Annotated in this window: 18 protein-coding genes; 5 read left to right on the plus strand and 13 right to left on the minus strand. The window is 69.3% G+C overall.

Going from position 1 to position 22,191, the window contains the following annotated elements; translation table 11 throughout:
- Positions 1-42: 42 nt before the first annotated feature.
- From FBZ83_RS00110 to hflX, 5 genes are all read right to left on the minus strand, one after another.
- Positions 43-993 carry a sensor histidine kinase gene (locus FBZ83_RS00110; RefSeq protein WP_145680549.1) on the minus strand — a complete coding sequence of 317 codons (951 nt, stop codon included), beginning with the start codon at positions 991-993 and terminating at the stop codon, positions 43-45.
- Positions 994-1,209: 216 nt separating this feature from the next.
- Positions 1,210-3,156 carry a tetratricopeptide repeat protein gene (locus FBZ83_RS00115; protein ID WP_247888065.1) on the minus strand — a complete coding sequence of 649 codons (1,947 nt, stop codon included), beginning with the start codon at positions 3,154-3,156 and terminating at the stop codon, positions 1,210-1,212.
- Positions 3,157-3,524: 368 nt separating this feature from the next.
- A complete protein-coding gene (gene ilvD / locus FBZ83_RS00120; RefSeq protein WP_145680551.1) occupies positions 3,525-5,390 on the minus strand; it encodes a dihydroxy-acid dehydratase in 1,866 nt (621 codons plus the stop codon).
- A 165-nt stretch (positions 5,391-5,555) separates the two neighbouring features.
- On the minus strand, positions 5,556-5,981 hold the full coding sequence (locus FBZ83_RS00125) for a DUF2934 domain-containing protein (RefSeq protein ID WP_145680552.1): 426 nt from the start codon (positions 5,979-5,981) through the stop codon (positions 5,556-5,558).
- Between the two features lie 137 nt (positions 5,982-6,118).
- A complete protein-coding gene (gene hflX / locus FBZ83_RS00130; protein ID WP_145680553.1) occupies positions 6,119-7,540 on the minus strand; it encodes a GTPase HflX in 1,422 nt (473 codons plus the stop codon).
- A 145-nt stretch (positions 7,541-7,685) separates the two neighbouring features.
- Here hflX and FBZ83_RS00135 point away from each other — a divergent pair, with 145 nt between their 5' ends.
- From FBZ83_RS00135 to FBZ83_RS00150, 4 genes are all read left to right on the plus strand, one after another.
- Positions 7,686-9,332, plus strand: coding sequence for a hypothetical protein (locus FBZ83_RS00135; RefSeq protein ID WP_247888066.1), 1,647 nt, complete (start codon positions 7,686-7,688; stop codon positions 9,330-9,332).
- A gap of 57 nt (positions 9,333-9,389) precedes the next feature.
- A complete protein-coding gene (locus FBZ83_RS00140) occupies positions 9,390-10,139 on the plus strand; it encodes a TetR family transcriptional regulator (RefSeq protein ID WP_145680554.1) in 750 nt (249 codons plus the stop codon).
- 137 nt (positions 10,140-10,276) lie between these two features.
- Positions 10,277-10,705, plus strand: coding sequence for a phasin family protein (locus FBZ83_RS00145; RefSeq protein ID WP_035676200.1), 429 nt, complete (start codon positions 10,277-10,279; stop codon positions 10,703-10,705).
- 143 nt (positions 10,706-10,848) lie between these two features.
- Positions 10,849-11,184 carry a tRNA-binding protein gene (locus FBZ83_RS00150; RefSeq protein ID WP_014197175.1) on the plus strand — a complete coding sequence of 112 codons (336 nt, stop codon included), beginning with the start codon at positions 10,849-10,851 and terminating at the stop codon, positions 11,182-11,184.
- A gap of 68 nt (positions 11,185-11,252) precedes the next feature.
- On the opposite strand, the gene rimO is transcribed toward FBZ83_RS00150, so the two are convergent.
- Positions 11,253-12,617, minus strand: a complete 1,365-nt coding sequence (rimO, locus tag FBZ83_RS00155) for a 30S ribosomal protein S12 methylthiotransferase RimO (RefSeq protein ID WP_145680555.1) — start codon at positions 12,615-12,617, stop codon at positions 11,253-11,255.
- A gap of 349 nt (positions 12,618-12,966) precedes the next feature.
- Between rimO and FBZ83_RS00160 the strand changes: the two genes are divergently transcribed.
- Positions 12,967-13,404, plus strand: coding sequence for a MarR family winged helix-turn-helix transcriptional regulator (locus tag FBZ83_RS00160; RefSeq protein ID WP_109069538.1), 438 nt, complete (start codon positions 12,967-12,969; stop codon positions 13,402-13,404).
- A gap of 113 nt (positions 13,405-13,517) precedes the next feature.
- Here the strand turns inward: FBZ83_RS00160 and FBZ83_RS00165 are convergent, their stop codons facing one another.
- The 7 genes from FBZ83_RS00165 to FBZ83_RS00195 form a co-directional block, all read right to left on the minus strand.
- Entirely contained in the window at positions 13,518-13,748 is a 231-nt protein-coding gene (locus tag FBZ83_RS00165; protein ID WP_035676195.1) for a formate dehydrogenase subunit delta, read from the minus strand.
- A gap of 32 nt (positions 13,749-13,780) precedes the next feature.
- Complete coding sequence (fdhD, locus tag FBZ83_RS00170) at positions 13,781-14,566, minus strand: formate dehydrogenase accessory sulfurtransferase FdhD (RefSeq protein WP_145680556.1); 786 nt, start codon at positions 14,564-14,566, stop codon at positions 13,781-13,783.
- 28 nt (positions 14,567-14,594) lie between these two features.
- Positions 14,595-17,411, minus strand: a complete 2,817-nt coding sequence (gene fdhF, locus FBZ83_RS00175) for a formate dehydrogenase subunit alpha (RefSeq protein WP_145680557.1) — start codon at positions 17,409-17,411, stop codon at positions 14,595-14,597.
- Positions 17,412-17,430: 19 nt separating this feature from the next.
- Positions 17,431-18,996, minus strand: a complete 1,566-nt coding sequence (locus FBZ83_RS00180) for a formate dehydrogenase beta subunit (protein ID WP_145680558.1) — start codon at positions 18,994-18,996, stop codon at positions 17,431-17,433.
- Positions 18,993-19,481 carry a formate dehydrogenase subunit gamma gene (locus tag FBZ83_RS00185; protein WP_014197167.1) on the minus strand — a complete coding sequence of 163 codons (489 nt, stop codon included), beginning with the start codon at positions 19,479-19,481 and terminating at the stop codon, positions 18,993-18,995. The genes FBZ83_RS00180 and FBZ83_RS00185 overlap by 4 nt, the downstream gene beginning before the upstream one ends.
- Before the next feature lie 156 nt (positions 19,482-19,637).
- Positions 19,638-20,582 carry a LysR family transcriptional regulator gene (locus tag FBZ83_RS00190; protein WP_145680559.1) on the minus strand — a complete coding sequence of 315 codons (945 nt, stop codon included), beginning with the start codon at positions 20,580-20,582 and terminating at the stop codon, positions 19,638-19,640.
- Between the two features lie 128 nt (positions 20,583-20,710).
- Positions 20,711-21,964 (minus strand): multidrug effflux MFS transporter, encoded by a 1,254-nt coding sequence (locus FBZ83_RS00195; protein ID WP_145680560.1) that lies wholly within the window; start codon positions 21,962-21,964, stop codon positions 20,711-20,713.
- Between the last annotated feature and the right edge of the window lie 227 nt (positions 21,965-22,191).

Genomic DNA, 22,191 nt, shown 5'->3' on the forward strand with positions numbered 1-22,191 from the left:
TGCCCTATCGCTGTCCACCGGGCCGCTGTCCACCGTTGCCCGTCAGGGCGGGGTGGGCTGGGACAGGGCAAGCCGGGCCGTGGTGCCCTGTCCGTTGGCCCCGCTCATGCTGAAGGTCGCTCCGATCTGGGTGGCCAGCGAGCTGACGATCTTCAGGCCGAGACTGGAGGGGCGGGTCAGGGTGAAGCCATCGGGAAGGCCCGCCCCGTCGTCGCACACGGTCAGAACCAGCCCCCCATCGCCCGCTTGCAAATCCACCCCGATGCGGCCGGCCTCGCCGTTGGGGAAACCATGCTCCAGGGCGTTGCTGACCAGTTCGGTGAGGATGAGGGCGAGCGGGATCAGGGTGTCCGGCGACAGATCGAACGCGGCGGCGCTGACCGTGCAGTCGATCCGCTCCGCCCCGGAGGTCTTGAGGATGTCCTGGCACAGCTCGCGCAGGAACGGTTCCATGTCCATCGGCCCGTCATGGGGCGCGTGGAGCCGCCGGTGCAGGCGGCCGAGCGTGGACAGCCGTCCTGCGGCCTCCTCCAGCGCGCGGCGGGCTTCCGGATCCCTCACCTTCGACTTCTGGATCGCGATCAGGGAAGAGGCGAGCTGAAGGTTGTTCGAGACGCGGTGCTGAAGCTCGCTGAACATCACCTGGGTCTGCTGCATCAGGCGGGCGCTGCGGTTGCGCTCCTCTGCCAGCCGTTCCAGCGCCACGTTCATGATGTGGATCACGGCGATGTCCACGGCGACGACCAGGCCGAAGAAGCCCAGAGCCAGCGCGCTGCCGGGGGGCAGATCGAGCGACTGGGCGGTCCCAAGGAAGAAATACCAGGAGGCCAGCCCGCTCAGCAGAGCGGTCAGGACGCCCGGCCACAGCCCGGCGAGGAAGGTGGTGACGATGACCGCCGGGAAGAAGGTGAGAAAGGGAAAGCCCGCCGGAAGCCGGTCGTCCAAGGCGAGACGCGCGACCAGCGCGACGGCGAAGGTCGCCAGCGCGAACATGAACCCCAAACCCCTGTGCCCGCGCAATCGGGTGAGCTGGGCAAGAGTCATCGTCGGCGGTTGTCCGTTTCGAAAGCGGGGAACGGACGATGCCGTCCGCAGGGGAGAGCGTCTACGATATGGAGATTCGTATGCGAACGCACCGCCTTTTATGCGGGTGCTTGGCAAATTAAGCTCGATCTTCGTGGCGTCTGTCCAGCGTTCCCCGGTCCCTCATCACAGCGACGTCACGGATCTGCGCAGATCGGCGCATTGCGCCAGCAACGACGCCATCGAGCGCCGCGCGGCGATGCCGGCGGCGTCGTCCACGGATGACCGGGCCGCGTCGACGTTCCCCTGCGCGGCCAACCCGCGGGCCAGGGCAAGCCGCGCCCAGGCCTCGTCACCGGCCTGTCCGGCGCCCGCGGCCTTCTCCGCGGCGTCGCGGGCGTTGCGGACGGTGTCCTCCGGCTGGCCGGAGAGCAGGGCGGCCTCGGCGATCCAGACGAGGATCTGCGGCTCGTGGCGCCGGATGCCGAGCATGCGGGCATGCTCCCGGCTGCCCAGCAGCAGGGACGCCCCGTCGCTGAGCGCACCCGTGCGGGCCAGCGCGTAGCCCAGCGCGCCGAGGACGAGCGGCTGACAAGCGTGCAGGCGGATCGTTTCGGTGATGGCGACGGCCCGTTTCAGCGGGTCCACCGCCTGGGCGTAACGCCCCCCGGTCAGCGCCGCCCAGCCGAGATGCAGACAGGCCAGGGCGCGCGACGCGGCGTGACCGCTGTGCTCCGCCTGGGCGAGTGCCTCCTGCGCCAGTCGCAGCGCGTCCTCCGGATCGCCGAGTTCCGCCCGGCAGCGCGCCCGGTGCGCGGCGACGCACACTGAAGCCAGCGCCGTCGGGCCATGGAGTCGGCGAGTCTCCCGCTGATGCGCCGGGTCGACCGCCAAGTTGGCGGCGGAATCGGTAGCCGGATCGGCGACTAGGCCCGCAGCGGCGCGCAGGACGGTGTCGGCGTGTCGGAAGCGGCCCGCCTCGGTCAGGCCACGGCCGAGCTTGATCAGCGTTTGAACCTGCTGCCGGGGGCTTTCGGACTGACGCCAGATCCGCAACGCCCGCAGGCCCGTCCGCTGGGCCGCCGACAGGTTGCCGCCGACCCAGCGCAGGCTTGCCAGGATCGACAGGGCCCGCGCGGTGCGCATCCGGTCGCCAAGGTCCTCGGCGAGCGCGTGGGCCTTCTCCGCCGCCTTGATCGCGCCACCATCCGCCGACGGACGGGTCCGCGCCAAGGCGGTCCACAGGTCGATGCGCCGTTGCGCGTGCCGCCGGGTCGCCGGCAAGCGGTCCAGCGCGTCCAGCGCGTCCGCGTAATGCCGGGCGGCGTCGGCTGGACGGCAGTCCGCCTCCGCCCGCCGTCCGGCGTGCCGCGCGCAGGCGCAGGCCAGAGCCCAATCCCCGGCCAATGGGGCGTGATGGGCCATCCACTCGATCCGCTCCGGCCGCCGGTCGCGGCGCAGCGCCCTCACCAGGATGGCGTGCGGCGCCGGATCATCCGCATGGGCATCCGGGCCGCCGCCGTCCGCGCCCGGCAGGACCATGCGCCGTGTCGTGCCGGAGGGCGTCCATCCGCCGGGCCGAGCGCCGGACGCCGGAGAACCGATGGCCAGCAGGCACAGCCGGGCGTCCTCGACGGCATTGCCCAGCGCGTCGAGCAGCGGCACCGTCAAGCCGCGCGCCCACTGCGCGTTCTCCACCACGATCAGGACGGGGCGCTCGTAGCACAGGTCCAGTATGGCGGCGGCCAGGCCCTCCACCTGGAAATCCGCCCTCTGCGCGCCGTCCAGACCCAGCCACAGCGGGTGGAGCGACGGCAGGCCGAGAAGGCCGCGCACCGCCGCCCCCGCCAGTTCACCACCGCCGCGTTCGGCGGCCAGGACGAGGTTGCAATGGGCGTCGTCCGTGGGGCCATCGGCCAGAGTCAGAAGGCTGTGGGCCACCGCTTCGAGATCGTCGGGCCCGCCCAGCGGCGGCAGAAGGGATTGCGGCCAGCGCAGAACGCCGAATCCGGCGGTGACGGGGCTGTGGACGAGGGCGGCGATCAGGCGGTGGGAGTCCTCCGCCGCCGCTGTCACGGCCAGGACGGAACCGATGCCTTCCTCAGCCCGGTGCAGGGCATCCGCGATGTCCATCAGCGCGCGCCGGAACGCCGCACCCGCGGGTGTCGCTTTGGCATCCTCCCGGACGACGGACCGCGGCTGCGCCATCGGTTTCCCCGTGGTGTTGATCTTCCGGAACGCGTATCGCGTTCCGGCATGCCGGCGCATGCCCAAGGACGATGACAGATTTCGCGATCGAAGGCCTGTGCTTCTTTCGGCGATGGTGCAGGGGGATCGGAGACATACTGCCGCATGCCCTTGCGTCGTTCACTGCCCCCGCAAAGCGAAACGGCACCGTGGATTGCCGCGGTGCCGTTCGTTGCTGTTGACGATGCTCACAACCTTTCCGAAAGTCTTAACCGGAAGGACCGGGGTCCTTCGGTCGCGCCTTCGGAGGGGCGTCAGCGCTTCACGGCGATGCCTTCGACCTGCGAGACATCGCGGACCGCGCCGCGGTCGGCGCTGGTGGTCAGGGCGGCGTAGGCGCGCAGCGCCGGCGAGACGACGCGGTTGCGGTTGGCCGGCTTCCAGGCGTCGGCGCCCTTGGCGTTCTCGGCGTCGCGACGGCTCCGCAGCTCTTCCTCGGACACCGCGAGGTTGATCTTGCGGTTGGGGATGTCGATCTCGATCCGGTCGCCGTCGCGGACGAGGCCGATGGCGCCGCCCTGGGCCGCTTCCGGCGAGGCGTGGCCGATCGACAGGCCCGAGGTGCCGCCCGAGAAGCGGCCGTCGGTGACCAGGGCGCAGGCCTTGCCCAGCCCCTTCGACTTCAGGTAGCTGGTCGGGTAGAGCATCTCCTGCATGCCGGGGCCGCCGCGCGGGCCTTCGTAGCGGATGACCACCACCTCGCCCGCCTTGACGGTGTCGCCCAGGATCGCCTCGACCGCCGCGTCCTGGCTTTCAAAGACGCGGGCCGGGCCGGCGAAGACGAGGTTGGAGGCGTCGACGCCCGCCGTCTTCACGATGCAGCCCTTTTCGGCGATGTTGCCGAACAGCACGGCGAGGCCGCCGTCCTTGCTGAAGGCGCTGTCGACGGAGCGGATGACGCCCTTGTCGCGGTCGAGGTCCAGTTCCGGCCAGCGCTTCTCCTGGCTGAAGGCGATGGTCGTCGGGATGCCGCCGGGAGCGGCCTTGAACATGGTATGCACGCCCTCGTCCTGGGTGCGCTTGACGTCCCAGCGGTCCAGCGCGTCGCCCAGGGTCTTGGCGTGGACGGTGGCGACGTCGCGGTTCAGCAGACCGCCGCGGTCAAGCTCGCCCAGGATGCCGAAGATGCCGCCGGCCTTGTGCACATCCTCGATGTGGACGTCGGAGACCGCTGGCGCGACCTTGCAGACGTTGGGCACGCGGCGCGACAGACGGTCGATGTCGGCCATGGTGAAGGGCACCTGGCCTTCCTGCGCGGCGGCCAGCAGGTGCAGCACCGTGTTGGTGGAGCCGCCCATGGCGATGTCGAGCGTCATGGCGTTCTCGAACGCCTCGAAGGTGGCGATGCCGCGGGGCAGGGCGGTGGCGTCCTCCTCCTGGTACCAGCGGCGGCACAGCTCCACCGCCATGCGGCCGGCGGCCAGGAACAGCTCCTTGCGGTCGGCGTGGGTCGCCAGGATGGTGCCGTTGCCGGGCAGGGAGAGGCCCAGCGCCTCGGTCAGGCAGTTCATCGAGTTGGCGGTGAACATGCCGGAGCAGGAGCCGCAGGTCGGGCAGGAGCCGCGCTCCATGACCGCGGCCTCCTCGTCGGTCACCGTCGGGTCGGCGGCGGCGACCATGGCGTCGATCAGGTCCACGGCCTTGGTCTTGCCGCGCCAGTTGACCTTGCCGGCCTCCATCGGGCCGCCCGACACGAAGACCGCCGGGATGTTCAGCCGCATGGCCGCCATCAGCATGCCGGGGGTGATCTTGTCGCAATTGGAGATGCAGACCAGCGCGTCGGCGCAATGGGCGTTCGCCATATACTCGACGGCGTCGGCGATCAGCTCGCGCGAGGGCAGGCTGTAGAGCATGCCGTCGTGGCCCATGGCGATGCCGTCGTCCACCGCGATGGTGTTGAACTCCTTGGCGACGCCGCCGGCCTTTTCGATCTCGCGGGCGACGAGTTGGCCCAGATCCTTTAGGTGGACGTGCCCCGGCACGAACTGGGTGAAGGAGTTGGCGATCGCGATGATCGGCTTGCCGAAATCGCCGTCCTTCATGCCCGTCGCGCGCCACAGGCCGCGGGCGCCCGCCATGTTGCGGCCGTGCGTGGAAGTGCGGGAGCGATAATGCGGCATGTCTCTACCTCAGGGATCGAACATTGCGTGCGGATGCGCAGGGGCAGCAACACTAGCAATCCCGAAGGGCGGAAACCAGACCTCTCGTTCCCTTTTCCGTCCCATTTTCCGTCCTGCGGGGCATGGGAGGTCTGCGCGGCATGGGGGGGGAGGGCCCCCGCCCCTTCAGCCGCGCGAGGCGTCCCGGCGCGACGCCTTGCCCGGCTTTCCGCTGGCTGCACCGCCGCGTGAGATCTGGCCGCCGGTTTTGGTCGTGCCGGTCTGCTCCGTCCGTCCGGCCGCCACCGCCGACAGGTTTTCCGCCGCCGCCCGCGTGCCGCTGCCCCCAACGGCCTTGGAAGCGGCCTTTGACTCCTTTGCGGAGGACACCTTCGCGGCGGTCGCCTTGGAGCGCCGTTTCGGCGGAGCGTCCGGCGCGCCGCTTTCCGTTTCCTCGCCCCGCCGCTCGGCGCGGATCTCGTCGTCGACCTCGGCTTCGGCCTGGGCCCAATGCTCGTCGTGGCGTCCGTCGGGGCGGCCCTCCCGCTCCCAGATGTCATGGGCGCGGCGGCGCACGCGCTCGGCCCGATCGTGGCCCGGCTTTTCAGTCATGGGGCTGCCTCCTCCTGGTCGTGGCGGGACGTCATGGCGGGTCGGGGTCACGGACCGGCCTGCCCGTCACAACGCAGGAGAGCGGCGGTGGTTTCAAACCATCGGAAACAGAAGGCCGGATGAGGGGCGATTTCCCGTCAGCGGCTGTCCTGTCCGACGAAGCGGTTCTCGAAACGGGCGACGTCGGCGGGGGCCAAGGCAACATGCACATGGGCCTGCCCGTCCTCGTCCCGACGGTCCAGCACCTGCCCATGTTCATAGAGCCAGGCCAGGGCGCGCCCGTCCGACAGGTTCACGCTCAGCTCCAGCACCTGCCGCCCGGCCGAGATGCGCCGGTCCAGTAACTCCAAAAGATCGTCCAGCCCCTCGCCGGTCAGGGCCGACACGGCGACGGCGCGCTCTTCCCCCTCCATCATCCGCTGGTTGGCAAGGCGCATGTGCAGCGCGCCACGGGCGGTCGCCGGCATCTGGTCGGTCTTGTTGAGCACCTCGACCACCCGCGGGTCATTGTCGGCGTCGATCCCGAGGTCGGCCAGCACCGAATCCACATCCGCCTTCTGCGCCGCCGTGTCGGGGTGCGAGACGTCGCGCACGTGCAGGATCAGGTCGGCGGCCTGAACCTCCTCCAGCGTGGCGCGGAAGGCGGCGATGAGCTGGGTCGGCAACTCCGACACGAAGCCCACCGTGTCCGACAGGGCCATGGTCTTGCCCGAGGCCAATACGATCCGGCGCACCGTGGGGTCGAGCGTGGCGAACAGCATGTCCTCGGCGGTGACGCCGGCGCCGGACAGCCGGTTGAACAGGGTCGACTTGCCGGCGTTGGTGTAGCCGACCAGCGCCACCAGCGGGGTGCCGCCGCGTTGCCGGGCGGAGCGGTGCAGCTTGCGCGTCCGCCGCACCTCCTCCAGGTCCGATTTCAGCCGCGCGATGCGTTCGGCGATCAGGCGGCGGTCGAGTTCGAGCTGGCTTTCGCCGGGGCCGCCGAGGAAGCCGAAGCCGCCGCGCTGCCGCTCCAGGTGGGTCCAGGACCGCACCAGCCGCGAACGCTGGTAGGTCAGCGCCGCCAGCTCGACCTGCAACTGGCCCTCGCGGGTGTGGGCGCGCTCCCCGAAGATCTCCAGGATCAGGCCGGTGCGGTCGATCACCTTGGCCATGCAGCGGCGCTCCAGGTTGCGCTGCTGCACCGGGCTCAGGGGATGGTCGATCACCACCAGATCGGCGTGGAAGGCCTCGACCATGCCGCCGATCCGCTCGGCGGTGCCGCGCCCGAACAGGGTGGCGGGATCGGGGCGGGCGACGCGGATGACCTCGGCGTGCGGCACCTCCAGGCGGATGGCTTGGGCAAGCGCGATCGCTTCGGACAGCCGGGCGTCGGGCTGGCGGAACCCTCCCTGTCCATGAATGCCGTTCCCCTCGTCGGGATGGGCGGGCAGGAGGGGAAGGATGACCAGGGCACGGCCGGAGGAGGGAGGCCGCGCCCCGTCAGGGTCCTGGCCGTGAGCGCTGCGGGAAACGGCGGCGGTGGAACGGGGTGACGGGCGGTCGTCGGAATCAGGCATCGGGCTGGCACCGTTCCTATGGCAATGGGATTGATCGATCAGGAGTTGCAGGTCCGCAAAAAACAGCCCGCCGCCGCCGCGGTTCCAAAACCGTCCGGAATCGTGCACAAACCGCTGGCGCGTAACCTCTGGACATACTCCGATCATGTCATCGTTCGACCGCGGCGCCGTCTCGCCCCATGGGGGCATGCCCAACCGCACCACCGGGATGCCCGGCACCGGCCTGCTGGACCGCTGGCCCTGGTGGGGGCTGTGCGCGGCGCTGGCGCTGGTGATGGTGGTGTCGGCCCTGGCGATCGGCTTCCGCACCCCCTACTGGTCGCACGCCGACCAGGATCTGGTGCTGGCCTATCACGGGCTGCTGTTCAACGAGGGGCTGCCCCAGGAGTATTTCGACCATCCCGGCTACACCTATTTCCTGGTGATCGAGGTCTGGTACCGGCTGCTGCACGCCCTGGGGCTGATGCCGGTCGTCACCCTGTCCGGCTTGCCGCCCGCCGCCGACACCGCCGCCTACACCGCAGCCTGGCAGAATCTGGTGGAGGCCGGGCGGGCGCTGTCCATCCTCATCACCACGACCTTCGCGCTGGTCTACGCCAATCTCGTCCGCGCGCTGGTCGGCGACCGACGGGTGGCCTTCCTGGCCGCCGTGGTGATGGCCTTCGGCATCGGCCTGTCCACCCAGGCGCGGCAGATGCGCACCGATCTGCTGTCGGCCTCCTTCGTGGTGACGGCGCTGCTCCTCGTGCTGGTCGCCGTCCGCACCGCGCCGGGCTGGCGCCCCCTGCTGCTGCTCGGGCTCGCCGGGCTGCTGGCCGGGCTGGCGGTGGTGACGAAGATCCAGGCGATCTTCCTGGCGATGGGCATTCCGGTCATCGCGCTGGCCTTCGGGCGGCGTTTCGCCGGGGAGAGCGGTCCCCGCTGGATTGCCGCCGGGATTCTGGGTCTGGCCGCCGCCGCCGCGTCCATTCCCGCGGTGGCCCTGATCCAGCACGGCATCGCCAGCGCCGGCCAGTCGCTCTATCCCTACCGCCCGGTCGGCGGCGGGCTGTCGGGGGTCTATCAGGGGATCATCGTCGGGTGGGTCGTCCTCGGCATGGCCGTCTACGCGGCGGTGTGGCGGGTGCGCCTGTCCTACGCGGCGGCGGCCATGGCGGCGGTCGCGCTCGGGCTGGCGCTCGGCGTGCTCGCCCTGACGATCCGCCCGCACGAGCAGAACGTCATCGCCGTCGCCAACCTGATCGAGCATATGTTCGTCTTCACCACCTGGAAGCATCAGGCCGCCCTCCAGGGGCAGGAGCAGGTGCTGTCCGACGGGCTGGTGACGTTGCTGGCGAAGGGGCTGTGGCGCACGCTGGCGATCCGCACCATCGTCCTGCACCCCGACAACATCCCGCAGACCGTGGTGGTGGAGTGGTTCATCATCGGCGGCTGCATCGTCCTGTGGCGGCGGGGGGAGCGGGTGGCCGCGGCGCAGGCGGCGCTTCTGCTGCTGGTCGCCTGGGGGCTGGAGACGCTGTTCTCCCTGCGCGGCTTCCAGCGGGCCTACGCCGCCTACACCGACCCGCTGATGGGTCTGGCCGCGGCCTGGGTTCTGCTGCGCCTGCCCGGTCTGCTGGAGCACGCGCGGACGCGGCGCCGGCTCATCGGCACGGTGGCGCTGGTGGTGGTGGTCGCCCAGGTCTGGCCGGCCATCGAGGCGATCCGCCTGCCCAACCCCGCCGGGCAGTGCGGCTGGATTCCCACCTACATGAAGCGGGTCGAGCCCTTCCCCTTCTGCCGCCCCGGTTGAGGTGCGGCGCGGGCGTCCCACATCATGGGGAACAGGCTGACCACGAGGCTCGACCCCATGGACGACACCGCCGACACCCGCTGGAAGACCGACCCCGAAGCCCCCGATGCGGCTGAGAGCGCCGCGGCCGAAAGCGCCACGGCGGGGGGAGGCGCCGACGACCTGGACCGGCGGGTGGCCGCCGCGGCGATGCGGCTCGCCGCCGGACAGGGCTGGCGCAACACCGGCCTGCTGGCGATCGCGCGGGCCGCCGGGGTGCCGCCGGACGTCTTCTACCGCCGCTTTCCCAACCGTTCCGACACGCTGGCCGCGGTGTCGCGGATCGCCGACACCGCGGTCCTCGCCGACGACGCCCCGGCCGGTCCGGACGAGAGCGCCCGCGACCGGCTGTTCGACGTGATGATGCGCCGCTACGACGCGCTGCTGCCCTACCGCGAGGGGCTGCGCTCGGTCGTGCGCGACCTGCGGCGGGAGCCGCTGACCGCGTTGGCCTTCTCCCGCCATTTCGGACGCTCGATGGCCTGGATGCTGCGCGCCGCCGGGGTGGAGGCCGACCGTACCGGCGGTGCCCTGCTGGTGGCCGGTCTGGGCGCGGTGCAGGCGCGGGTCATGCGTGTCTTCCTGGAGGACGACAGCGCCGACCTGTCGCGGACCATGGCGGCGCTCGATTCCGAACTGCGGCGGGCGGAACGCTGGGCTGGGGCATTAAGCCGCAGATCCGGGCGCGCTTCTCCCACCGAAGCGCAGGCGGCGCCGCAGAGCGCGGGAGAACCGGCCAGGGAACCGGGAAGCGCGTCCGCTGGTTGAGGTTCCGTAGGACGCAGTGTAGCCCCTGGTGCGACGCACAAGGGCGTTGACTATCTTTTTGGCAATCTGCATAGTCGCGCCACAGGTTTGCTGCGCCGCAGCACGCCGAATGAATCCTTTCGTCGGGGGTGAGAACCATGGCCAAGCAGACCGGTAACCCGTTCCTCGAATTCGACCTGTCCAAGATGCTGGGCGAGTACAAGGTGCCCGGCCTCGACGTCGAATCGATCCTGGCGAGCCAGCGCAAGAACATCGAGGCGGTGACCGCCGCCAACCAGCTCGCGATCGAGGGTCTGCAGGCCGTGCTGCGCCGCCAGGCCGAGATCGTCCGCTCCTCCGTCGAGGAGGCCGGCACCTATGTGAATCAGGTCGCCGCCGCCGGCACGCCGGAAGAGAAGGCCGCCAAGCAGGCCGAACTGGTCAAGGTCGCCTTCGAGAAGGCCCTGTCGAACATCAAGGAACTGGCCGAGCTGGTCGCCAAGTCCAACACCGAGGCCGCCGACGTGCTGTCCAAGCGCGTGTCGGAGAGCCTGGACGAGGTCAAGGCCGCCATCGCCAAGAAGTAAGCCTCTCTCCCACCGGGGAGATGCGCCGCAAAGGGCCGCCCATCGGGGCGGCCCTTTCGCGTTTCGGCTTCGGCGTCACCGGTGCTAGCCTTGCCCGTGATGATTGAAACCGTGACGACCGCAACAGGGCAGGGAAGAGAGCCGTGACCATCAGCTACGACGATTTCCTGAAGGTGGACATCCGCGTCGGCACCATCACCGCGGCGGAGCCCTTTCCGGAGGCGCGCAAGCCGGCCTACAAGCTGACCATCGACTTTGGACCGGAGATCGGCACCCGGCGCAGCTCCGCCCAGATCACCCGCCACTACACGCTCGACGAGCTGGTGGGGCGGCAGGTGCTGGGCGTGGTGAACTTCCCGCCCAAGCGCATCGGCCCCTTCACCAGCGAGGTCCTGTGCCTGGGGCTTCCGGACGCCGACGGCGAGGTGGTGCTGGTCGGGCCGGGACAGGGCGTTCCGAACGGCGGGCGGCTGTACTGAGCGTGTGAACAGAAAAAGGGCCGGGAGGCATTGCCGTCCCGGCCCTTTGTCCTTTTGACCGACCGGTCTTACTCGGAGCGCTCGATGGAGCCCCAGAGGTCGTACTCGTCGGCGTGCTCGATGGTCACGTCCACGATGTCGCCCGGCTTCACGTTCGTCTCGCCGTTCAGGAAGACGTTGCCGTCGATCTCCGGCGCGTCGGCGTAGGAGCGGCCGATGGCGCCCTCCTCGTCGACCTCGTCGATGAGGACGCCCAGCGTGAAGCCGACCTTCTGCTGGAGCCGTTCGGCGCTGATCGCCTTCTGCGTCTCCATGAAGCGCTCCCAGCGCTCCTGCTTGACCTCTTCCGGAACGGCGCCGGGCAGATCGTTGGCGGTGGCGCCCTCGACCGGCTCGTACTTGAAGCAGCCGACGCGGTCGAGCTGCGCTTCCTTCAACCAGTCCAGCATGAACTGGAAGTCCTCCTCCGTCTCGCCGGGGAAGCCGGTGATGAAGGTGGAGCGCAGAACCAGATGCGGGCATTCCTGCCGCCACTTCCGGATGCGGTCGAGCTGCTTCTCCTGGGCCGCCGGGCGGCGCATCGCCTTCAGCACGGTGGGGGAGGCGTGCTGGAACGGGATGTCCAGATAGGGGAGGATGCGGCCCTCCGCCATCAGCGGGATCACCTCGTCCACATGCGGGTAGGGATAGACGTAGTGCAGGCGCACCCAGACGTCGAAGTTCGCCAGCTCACGACAGAGGTCGATGAAGCGGGCCTTCACCTTGCGACCGTACCAGTCCTCTTCCGCATACTTGCGGTCGACGCCGTAGGCGCTGGTGTCCTGGGAGATGACCAGCAGTTCCTTGACGCCGGCGGTCGCCAGCTTCTCCGCCTCGCGCAGGACCGAGACGACGGGACGGCTGACCAGATCGCCGCGCAGGGACGGGATGATGCAGAAGCTGCAGCGGTTGTTGCAGCCCTCGGAAATCTTCAGATAGGCGTAATGGCGCGGGGTCAGCCGCAGCCCTTCCGGCGGCACCAGATCGGTGAAGGGGTCATGGATCGGCGGCACGGCGTCGTGCACGGCGTTGACCACTTGCTCGTACTGGTGGGGGCCGGTGACGGCCAGCACGTCCGGATGGACCTGCCGGATCATGTCCGATTCCACGCCCATGCAGCCGGTCACGATGACCCGGCCGTTTTCCTTGATCGCCTCGCCGATGGCCTCCAGCGATTCCTTCTTGGCCGAATCGAGGAAGCCGCAGGTGTTGACCAGCACCACGTCCGCGCCGTCGTAGGACGGCGAGATCTCGTAGCCTTCGGCGCGCAGGCGCGTGAGGATGCGCTCGGAGTCGACGAGCGCCTTGGGGCAACCCAGGCTGACGATCCCCACCTTGGGGGAGGAGGCCGGATTGGTCTTGAAACCGGGAATGGACGGGGGCGTGCTGGTCATGGCGCGGATATATAGGCGAGTCGCGGCGCAACGCCAGACAAAACGCGCGGCGCAGCCCCGACACGAGGTGGTAGGAGCCCTGCGTTGTCTCCGCACCGGGTCCGGTGAACCGGACGGCGCCACAGGGGGGGTGCGACACCTTGTGCTGGATGAGTTTTAAGGTCAATGTTTCGTTTACTGTGCCGATGACGTAGTGTGCGCCCCGTCGTCGGGGGTGGGGGAGTCGTGGACTTGCCTACTGGGGCATGATAGTTTTGTAACCATATAGTCTCTGCATCGTACAGACTCGTTGCCGGCGACTTCGCTGCGCTGCGGGTCATTTTTTTGGCAACTGTCGAGACCCCGCTGCATGTCGAAAAGCCCCCAGTCCCTGGCATCGGCGCAGGCGATCGCCGAGGTCATGATGCACATCGGTCACATCGCCGACAGCATGGGCTACACGCAGGGTTTGAAGCCGTCGCAGTGGACGGCGCTGCGCTACTTCGCGCGCGCCAACGACAGCCAGCGGACGGTGTCGGCCTTCGCGGACTTCCACGCGACGACCCGCGGCGCGGCGTCCCAGATGGTCGAGGTGCTGGTGACGAAGGAGTTGCTGACGCGGGTTCCGGTGCCGGAGGATCGCCGCGTCGTGCAGCTTCACCCGACGGAGAAGGCGCTGGCGCTTCTCGAATACGATCCGCTGAAGGATTTCGCCGCGGTCATCGCCGCTCTGCCGGGGCCGGAGCAGTTCCAACTGGCGGATCTGCTGTCGCGCGTGCTCAAGGGGTTGCTGAGCAAGCGGGCCTGAACAGGAGGGGTGCGGTTGCCCCCTCCCTAACCCTCCCCCGCTTCGCAGGGGAGGGGACAATTCCTCCCTTCCCTGCGTCAGCGGGGGAGGGTTAGGGAGGGGGCAACGCGTTCCTACGCGCTGCCCACCGTCGGACCCTTCAGCCGCTCGACCGCCTGGGTGACGATCTCATGAAGGCCTTCGCCGCCCGCGCTGCTGTGCTCCAGCAGGCGCTGGCGCATGCGCGGTTCCCAGAAGGCGCGGATGTGGCCGGCGGTTTCGGTCACCGCCTCGTCCTGCGGGTAGGACTGGAAATAGCTGGCGATCTGGTTCGCCATGCGGACGAGTTCGCGTGTGGTGTCCATGGGTCGGCTCCCGGAAAAGTCGGTTTTCTTCGTTAACGGAACAGCATGACGCCGTTGCCGCGGGCGCGGGCGGCCAGAGTCATGCCGGCGGCGCGGGCGAGCTTCAGCGCCAGCGCCGTGGGGGCGGAGATGGTGGCGAGCATGGGGATGCCGATGGTCGCGGCCTTCTGGACCAGCTCGAAGCTGCAACGGCTGCTCATCACCGCGAAGCCGCCGGACGGGTCGATGCCCGCACGGGCCAGCGCGCCGGCCAGCTTGTCGAGCGCGTTGTGCCGCCCGACGTCTTCCCGCGCCATCACGATGCGCCCGTCCGGCCCGGCCCAGGCCGCGGCGTGCAGCGATTTGTTGGCGCGGTTCATCGGCTGGTGGTCGGGCAAGGCGGCGAAGGCGGCGGCCACCGCCACCACCGACGGGGTGAAGCCCGCCGTCACCTTCGGCGGCTCGCGCACCGCGTTGGCGAGGCTGTCGATCCCGCACAGGCCGCAGCCGCTCCGCCCTTCCATGGAACGGCGGCGGAGCGAGCCGCGCAGAAGACGCAACGGGTCGGCCTCGATGGACAGGACGATGCCGTCCTCCACAGGGCGGACGTCGATGCGGTCGATGTCCGCGGCGCTGCCGACGATTTCCTCGCACAGGCTGAAGCCCAGCGCGAAGTCCTCCAGGTCGGCGGGCGTCGCCATCATCACGGCGTGGGAGCGTCCGTTGTATTCGAACGCCACCGGAGTCTCCTCGGCGACCAGCCACGTCACGTCAGCCTGATTGGCCGCTTCCGGAAAGCCGGTGCCGCTGGCCGGCAGGGAATGGGCGTGGATTAACATGACTGGTCCTCCGCTGCGCGTTGCCGCTTTACTCCGCCGCCACTTCCACCAGATCGCCGCGGCGGATCTGCCAGTCGGACGGGTGGTTGCTCAGCGTCACCTGCACCGCGGTCACCTTGTATTCGGGGCAGTTGGTGGCCCAGTCCGAATTCTCGGTGGTGACCACGTTGGCGCCCGTCACCGGGTGGTGGAAGGTGGTGTAGACCACGCCCTGCGGCATCCGGTCGGAGATGCGCGCCCGCAGCGTGGTGGCGCCGATGCGGCTGGCGATGGACACCAGATCGCCGTCGCGGATGCCCCGCTCCTCGGCGTCGTGGGCGTGGACTTCCAGGATGTCCTCCGGGTGCCACGCCACGTTGGCGGTGCGGCGGGTCTGGGCGCCGACGTTGTAGTGGCTGAGGATGCGGCCCGTCGTCAGGATCAGCGGGTAGAAGCGCGACGCCCGCTCCTCCGTCGGCACATACTCGGTGATCATGAAGCGGCCCTGGCCGCGCACGAAGCCGTCGGCGTGCATGATCGGCGTGCCGACCGAGTCATCGTCGGTGCAGGGCCATTGCACGCTGCCCACCCGGTCCAGCTTCTCGAAGCTGACGCCGGAGAAGGTCGGGGTCAGGCGGGCGATCTCGTCCATGATCTGCGCGCCGCTGCGGTAGAACATGGGATAGCCCATGGCGGTGGCCAGATCGCAGACGACCTCCCACTCCTGCTTGCCGGTCTTGGACGGCATCACCGGGCGGACGCGGTTGATGCGGCGCTCGGCGTTGGTGAAGGTGCCGTCCTTCTCCAGGAAGGAGGTGCCGGGCAGGAAGACGTGGGCGAAGGCCGCGGTCTCGTTCAGGAACAGGTCCTGCACCACGACGATCTCCATGGCCCGCAGGGCGGCGAACACATGCTGGGTGTTCGGGTCGGACTGGGCGATGTCCTCGCCCTGGACGAACAGGCCCATGAAGGTGCCGTCCACCGCGGAGTCGAACATGTTGGGGATGCGCAGGCCGGGCTCGGGGTCGAGCGCCGCGTTCCACACCTCCTCGAACTGCTGGCGGACCACGTCGTCGGAGACGTGGCGGTAGCCGGTCAGCTCGTGCGGGAAGGAGCCCATGTCGCACGAGCCCTGGACGTTGTTCTGGCCGCGCAGCGGGTTCACGCCGACGCCGTCACGCCCGATGTTGCCGGTCGCCATGGCGAGGTTCGCCATGCCCATCACGGCGGTCGAGCCCTGGCTGTGCTCGGTCACGCCCAGGCCGTAATAGATCGCCGCGTTGCCGCCGGTGGCGTAGAGCCGGGCCGCCGCGCGCATCTCCGCTGCCGGGATGCCGGTGTACTGCTCGGTGTTCTCCGGGGAGTGGCGTGGGTCGCGGACGAAGGCTTCCCAACGGGCGAACTCCATCGGGTCGCATCGGTCGGCCACGAAATTGCGGTCGACCAGCTCCTCGGTCACGATCACATGGGCCAGCGCGTTCATCGCGGCGACGTTGGTGCCGGGGCGGAGCTGGAGGTGGTGCGTGGCCGAGACGTGCGGGCTGCGCACGAGGTCGATGCGGCGCGGGTCGATGACGATCAGCTTGGCGCCCTGGCGCAGCCGCTTCTTCATGCGGGAGCCGAAGACGGGGTGGCCGTCCGTCGGGTTGGCGCCGATGACCAGGATCACGTCGGACTTGTCGACGCTCTTGAAATCCTGGGTGCCGGCGGAGGTGCCGAAGGTCTGCTTCAGGCCGTAGCCGGTCGGGGAGTGGCAGACGCGGGCGCAGGTGTCGACGTTGTTGTTGCCGAAGGCGGCGCGGATCATCTTCTGGACGACATACACCTCCTCGTTCGTGCAACGGGACGAGGTGATGCCGCCGATGGAGCCGCGGCCGTACTTCTGCTGGACCGCGCGCAGGCGCGTGGCGGCGTAGGTGATCGCCTCCTCCCAGGACACGACGCGCCACGGATCGTCGATGCTCTCGCGGATCATCGGCTGCGTCTGGCGGTCGGCGTGGGTGGCGTAGCCCCAGGCGAAGCGGCCCTTGACGCAGGAATGGCCCTCGTTGGCGCCGCCGTCCTTGTGGGGGACCATGCGGACCACGGTGGTGCCCTTCATCTCCGCCTTGAAGGAGCAGCCGACGCCGCAATAGGCGCAGGTGGTGATGACGCTGTGCTCCGGCTGGCCCAGCTCGATCAGCGACTTCTCGGTCAGGGTCGCGGTCGGGCAGGCCTGGACGCAGGCGCCGCAGGACACGCACTCGCTGTCCATGAACTGTTCGAGGGCGCCCGGCGACACCTTGCTGTCGAAGCCGCGCCCGTCGATGGTCAGGGCGAAGGTGCCCTGAACCTCGCCGCAGGCCCGCACGCAGCGCGAGCAGACGATGCACTTGGACGGGTCGAAGGTGAAGTAGGGGTTGCTCTCGTCCTTCACGGCGGCGCGGTGGTTCTCACCCTCGTAGCCGTAGCGGACGTTGCGCAGGCCGACCGCGCCGGCCATGTCCTGAAGCTCGCAATTGCCGTTGGTCGGGCAGGTCAGGCAGTCCAGCGGGTGGTCGGAGATGTACAGCTCCATCACGCCGCGGCGCAGCCGGCCCAGACGCTCGTTCTGGGTGTGCACCTTCATGCCCGGGGCGACCGGCGTGGTGCAGGAGGCCGGCGTGCCGCGCCGCCCCTCGATCTCCACCATGCACAGGCGGCAGGAGCCATAGGCGTCCAGCATGTCGGTGGCGCACAGCTTCGGCACGGTGATGCCGGCTTCCATCGCCGCACGCATCACCGAGGTGCCTTCCGGCACGGTCACCGTGCGGCCGTCGATGTCCAGCGTCACCATGGTGGCGGACTCGCGGGCCGGGGTGCCGTAATCGATGTCTTGGATGGACATGGGGTCTGGTCCTTTCCGCTCACTCGGCCGCGACAGCCGCGGGGCTGCGGGTGAAATCCTCGGGGAAGTGCTTCAGGGCGCTGCGCACCGGGATCGGCGTCATGCCGCCCATGGCGCAGAGCGAGCCGTCGGTCATGACCTCGCACAGGTCGTTCAGCAGCGTGATGTTCGCCTGCACCTTCTCGCCGGCGATGATGTTGTCCATCACCTCGACGCCGCGCACCGCGCCGATGCGGCAGGGGGTACACTTGCCGCAGGACTCCGCGGCGCAGAACTCCATGGCGAAACGGGCCTGCTTGGCCATGTCGACGCTGTCGTCGAAGACGACGATGCCGCCGTGGCCGACCATCGCCTCGACCGCCGCGAAGGCCTCGTAATCCTTCGGCAGCTCGAACAGCGAGGGCGGCAGATAGGCGCCGAGCGGGCCGCCAGCCTGCACCGCGCGGATCGGGCGCCCGGTGATGGTGCCGCCGCCGAACTCGTAGAGCAGCTCGTGCAGGGTGACGCCGAAGGCCTTCTCGACGATGCCGCCGTGCTTGATGTTGCCGGCGAGCTGGAAGGCGAGCGTGCCGCGCGACCGGCCGACGCCGAAGTCGCGGTAGTGGTTGGCGCCCTTGTCCAGGATGATCGGGACCGAGGTCAGCGACAGCACGTTGTTGACGATGGTCGGCTTGCCGAAGAGACCTTCCAGCGCCGGCAGCGGCGGCTTGGCCCGGACGGTGCCGCGCTTGCCCTCCAGGCTTTCCAGCATGGAGGTCTCCTCGCCGCAGATGTAGGCGCCGGCGCCGACGCGGACGTCGAGGTGGAAGCGGTGGCCGGTGCCGTGGATCTCGTCGCCCAGCCACTTCTCGTCATAGGCCAGCCGGATCGCTTCGCGCATGGTCGCGACGGCGTGCGGATACTCGGAGCGGATGTAGATGTAGCCCTCGGTGGCGCCCACCGCGATGGCGGCGATGGTCATGCCCTCGATCAGGCAGAAGGGGTCGCCTTCCATGATCATGCGGTCGGCGAAGGTGCCGCTGTCGCCCTCGTCGGCGTTGCAGCAGATGTACTTCTGGTCCGCCCTGGCGTTCAGCACCGTGTTCCACTTGATGCCGGTCGGGAAGCCGGCGCCGCCGCGGCCGCGCAGGCCGGATTCGGTGACCTCGGTCACGATCTCCGCCGGGGTCATGGCGAGCGCACGCTCCAGCCCGCGGAAGCCGCCGTGCAGCCGGTAATCCTCGACCGACAGCGGGTCGATGATGCCGCAGCGGGCGAAGGTCAGACGCTCCTGCTTGGCGAAATAGGGGATCTTCTCGGTCAGGCCGTGGGCCAGCGCGTGGTCGGCGCCTTCGAGAAAACCGGCGTCGAACAGGCCGGCCACGTCCTCGGCCATCACCGGGCCATAGGCGACCCGGCCCTCGGGCGTCTCCACCTCGACCAGCGTCTCCAGCCACAGCATGCCGCGGGAGCCGTTGCGGACGATGCGGAGCGGGATGCCGCGCTTGTTGGCCTCGGCGCGGATGGCGGCGGCGGTCTCGTCGGCGCCCACCGACAGGGCGGCGGCATCGCGCGGCACGTACACGGTGTGCAGGGGCTCGCTCATCGCGCGGCCTCCGTGGCCAGGGTGGAGGCGGTGATGGCATCGAAGCGGGCCGGGCTGACCCGGCCGTGCAGCGTCTCGTCCACCATCACGGCGGGGGCCAGGGCGCAGTTGCCCAGGCAGAAGACCGGCTCCAGCGAGAAGGCGTCGTCGGCGGTGGTCTCGTGGAAGTCCACCTTCAGACGGCGGCGGATGTGCTCGATCAGCCCGTCGGCGTTCATCGACTGGCAGGCCTCGGCCCGGCAGACCTTGATGGTGTGGCGGCCCGGGCGGCTGCGGCGGAATTCGTGGTAGAAGGACACCACCCCGTGCACGTCGGCGCGCGACAGGTTCAGCTCACGCGCCAGCAGCGGGATGGCTTCCTCGTCGATGCAGCCGAACTCTTCCTGAAGAGCGTGCAGCATCGGCAGCAGGGCCCCGCGCAGGTGACGGTTGGCGGCAATCACCGCCGTGGCGCGGTCTTCGCTCCATGGAGATCGGGCGTTCATGGTCTCCTCCCCCGCGCCCACCTGGATCGGCGGCGCTTCGTTGGTGTCTTGTCCGTCAGCGTTACGGACATTGGGGGAGGCGCGCAAATTTGATTTTCTGATGCGGTGATAGGGTTTCGCTATCACCACACGGATTGCGCGGTTATGTCCTTGAGATCATAGCCCTTTTGGCAGGCCCCAGGGGGCCAGCGCCTCGTCGGTCAAAGCGCGGACACGCTCGGCGAGGCCCGGTTCCGCCGCCACGGCGGCCAGCGCCTTGGCGAGCGGGGCCGGTGGTTCGCGGTCGGCGTAGACGAGTCCGACGGCGTAGGTGAGGTCCGGTTCGGTCAGCGGCAGGGCCACCAGATCGGGGTGGAGCGCGACCAGGGTGAGGAGCTGGCTGGGCACGACGCTGGCCGCCAAGCCGCTGCGCACGATGGTGTAGATGGTGACGATGGAGTTCGTCTCCATCAGCGGGACCACCGTCCGGTCGGCCATGCGGAAGGCGGTGTCGGCGATGCGCCGGTTCTGCATGTCCGGGGTGAGCAGGCACAGCGGCAACGTCGCCGCGTCCGCCCAGCGGATGCTGGTGGTGCCGTCGCTGACTTGGCGGCGCTGGGCCAGCAGGAAATAGCGCTCCGAGAACAGCGGGACGGTGCGGACGTTGCTCAACGGCTCGTTGTCGAGATAGGTGATGGCGGCGTCCAGCTCGAAGCCGTCGAGGTCGCGCTGGATGTCGCGCGAGCTGAGCGACCGCACGCTGGAGCGGATCTGCGGGTAGCGCTCGGCGAAGCGGGCCAGCACATGGGGGACGGCGGGCAGGGCGGTCGGGATGGCGCCGATGCGCAGATGGCCGGACAGGCCCTGGCCCAGCGCGGTCAGCTCCTGGTACAGCCCGTCGCGCTCCGCGACGATGCGGCGGGCGTACTCCAGAACCTTCAGCCCCTCCGGCGTGAAGCCGGAAAATTTCTGCCCGCGCTCGACGATGGGCACGCGCAGCTCGTCCTCGAGCTGGCGGATGGCGTTGGACAGCGTCGGCTGGGAAACGTGGCAGGCTTCCGCCGCCCGGCCGAAATGCTGCTCGCGCGCCAGGGCCAGCAGATAGACGAATTTGCGGAACACAGTCCCCTCCCGTGCGTGATGGGCCGGTGCCCCCTCGGCGCCCGCAGTCGGGCGTCGCGCACGTTATGCCGAATCGGGCACACCGGCGGCAAGGAAAGAGGTTCCCCGCTGGCGCGTCCGTCGGCGGATCACTCCCCGGGTTGCGCCGCGTGGGCCGCGTGGGTGGAGCGCATCAGGGTTCCGCGTTCGGTCAGCAGAACGGTCAGCAGCGCCAGCAGGCCCAGCACCGTGAAGCCGATGGTCAGCGGCCGCACGGTGCCGTCGAAGGACTGGCCGACGATCCAGCCAACCACGGCCGCCAGTCCGGTGCTGAAGAAACCGACGAAGGAGGATCCCATGCCCGCCACATGGCCCAGCGGCTCCATCGCCATGGCGTTGAAGTTCGGGGCGATCAGGCCGAAGCAGAAGAAGATCGCCGCCATGAACAGGCCGAGGCCGAGCAGCGGCGGGTGTTCCGGAAAGCCGAGCAGCGCCATGGCGAGGCCGGTCAGCGCGTAGCCGATCAGGGCGACGTGCGACACCCGGTGCATACCGACCCGCCCGACCAGCCGCGCATTCACCAGCGAGGCCAGGGCCATCACGCCGGCAATCGCCCCAAAGGCCACCGGGAACAGCGCGCCCAGCCCGTAAACGTCCACGAAAATCTGCTGGGCGCTGCCGACGTAGCTCAGCAGTCCGCCGAACAGCAAACCCATCGCCGCGGTGTAGCCGACCGTGGCGCGCGTCGTCACCACCTTGTGGAAGGCGTGGCCGAGCGCCGCCGGGGACAGCGGCAGCCTATCCTCCGCCGCGCGGGTTTCCCTCAGCCGCAGCATCGACCAGGCGAAGGCGGCGACGGCGGCAAGGAACAGCGCGCCGAACACCCACGGCCAGGTGCCGAGACGCAGGATGCCCTCGCCCAGGGCCGGCGCGATGATCGGCACGATGATGAAGATCATCATGACGAAGGACATCACCCGCGCCATGTCGCGCCCGACGAAGCGGTCGCGCACGATGGCGATGGCGACGACGCGCGGCGCGGCGGCGCCGAAGCCCTGGAGCGCGCGGGCGGCCAGCAGCGTGGTGAAGCTGGGGGCGAAGACCGCGCCCAGCGACCCGATGGCGAAGATCACCAGCCCGGCGGCCAGCACCGGCTTGCGCCCGAAGCGGTCGGACAGCGGTCCGTGGAAGGGTTGCCCGACCGCGAAGCCCAGCATGTAGGCGGTGATGACGAGCTGCCGGTCGTTTTCGCGGACCACCCCGAAGGACGCGGCGATGTCCGGCAAAGCAACGAGCATGATGTCGATGGACAGCGCCGTCAGCGCCATCAAGAGGGCCATGAGCGCGACGAACTCGCCGAAACGGACGTCGCCGCTCCGGCCGGCGGAAGCGGAATGGGGCATGGAGTCAGGCATTGGACCAATGTGCCGCCCGTCCGTCTCCGCGGCAAATCGAATTCCCGCAGGCCCGCCATCGATATTTGGACATCGACAATTCAAGGCTGTGGCACCTTCCCGCCTTGTGCGCCGCACACTACCACTTTTTATGGAAGGCCCAACTTTCATTTGCGAAAGACAAGAACTTCACGTGGACACTGCTGAAAATAGTGATAGATGCGCGGATTTTGTGG

It is taken from the genome of Azospirillum brasilense, from assembly GCF_007827815.1.
In the GTDB taxonomy this organism is placed as follows: Bacteria; Pseudomonadota; Alphaproteobacteria; order Azospirillales; family Azospirillaceae; genus Azospirillum; species Azospirillum brasilense_C.

Excerpts from the sequence above, each read along its gene's own strand:
- FBZ83_RS00165 (WP_035676195.1), bottom strand. The coding sequence starts at position 13,748 with ATGGACACCACACGCGAACTCGTCCGCATGGCGAACCAGATCGCCAGC.
- ilvD (WP_145680551.1), bottom strand. The coding sequence starts at position 5,390 with ATGCCGCATTATCGCTCCCGCACTTCCACGCACGGCCGCAACATGGCG.
- fdhD (WP_145680556.1), bottom strand. The coding sequence starts at position 14,566 with ATGTTAATCCACGCCCATTCCCTGCCGGCCAGCGGCACCGGCTTTCCG.
- hflX (WP_145680553.1), bottom strand. The coding sequence starts at position 7,540 with ATGCCTGATTCCGACGACCGCCCGTCACCCCGTTCCACCGCCGCCGTT.
- FBZ83_RS00195 (WP_145680560.1), bottom strand. The coding sequence starts at position 21,964 with ATGCCCCATTCCGCTTCCGCCGGCCGGAGCGGCGACGTCCGTTTCGGC.
- FBZ83_RS00135 (WP_247888066.1), top strand. The coding sequence starts at position 7,686 with ATGTCATCGTTCGACCGCGGCGCCGTCTCGCCCCATGGGGGCATGCCC.
- FBZ83_RS00160 (WP_109069538.1), top strand. The coding sequence starts at position 12,967 with ATGTCGAAAAGCCCCCAGTCCCTGGCATCGGCGCAGGCGATCGCCGAG.
- FBZ83_RS00180 (WP_145680558.1), bottom strand. The coding sequence starts at position 18,996 with ATGAGCGAGCCCCTGCACACCGTGTACGTGCCGCGCGATGCCGCCGCC.
- fdhF (WP_145680557.1), bottom strand. The coding sequence starts at position 17,411 with ATGTCCATCCAAGACATCGATTACGGCACCCCGGCCCGCGAGTCCGCC.
- rimO (WP_145680555.1), bottom strand. The coding sequence starts at position 12,617 with ATGACCAGCACGCCCCCGTCCATTCCCGGTTTCAAGACCAATCCGGCC.
- FBZ83_RS00145 (WP_035676200.1), top strand. The coding sequence starts at position 10,277 with ATGGCCAAGCAGACCGGTAACCCGTTCCTCGAATTCGACCTGTCCAAG.
- FBZ83_RS00140 (WP_145680554.1), top strand. The coding sequence starts at position 9,390 with ATGGACGACACCGCCGACACCCGCTGGAAGACCGACCCCGAAGCCCCC.
- FBZ83_RS00115 (WP_247888065.1), bottom strand. The coding sequence starts at position 3,156 with ATGGACATCGCGGATGCCCTGCACCGGGCTGAGGAAGGCATCGGTTCC.
- FBZ83_RS00125 (WP_145680552.1), bottom strand. The coding sequence starts at position 5,981 with ATGACTGAAAAGCCGGGCCACGATCGGGCCGAGCGCGTGCGCCGCCGC.
- FBZ83_RS00185 (WP_014197167.1), bottom strand. The coding sequence starts at position 19,481 with ATGAACGCCCGATCTCCATGGAGCGAAGACCGCGCCACGGCGGTGATT.
- FBZ83_RS00110 (WP_145680549.1), bottom strand. The coding sequence starts at position 993 with ATGTTCGCGCTGGCGACCTTCGCCGTCGCGCTGGTCGCGCGTCTCGCC.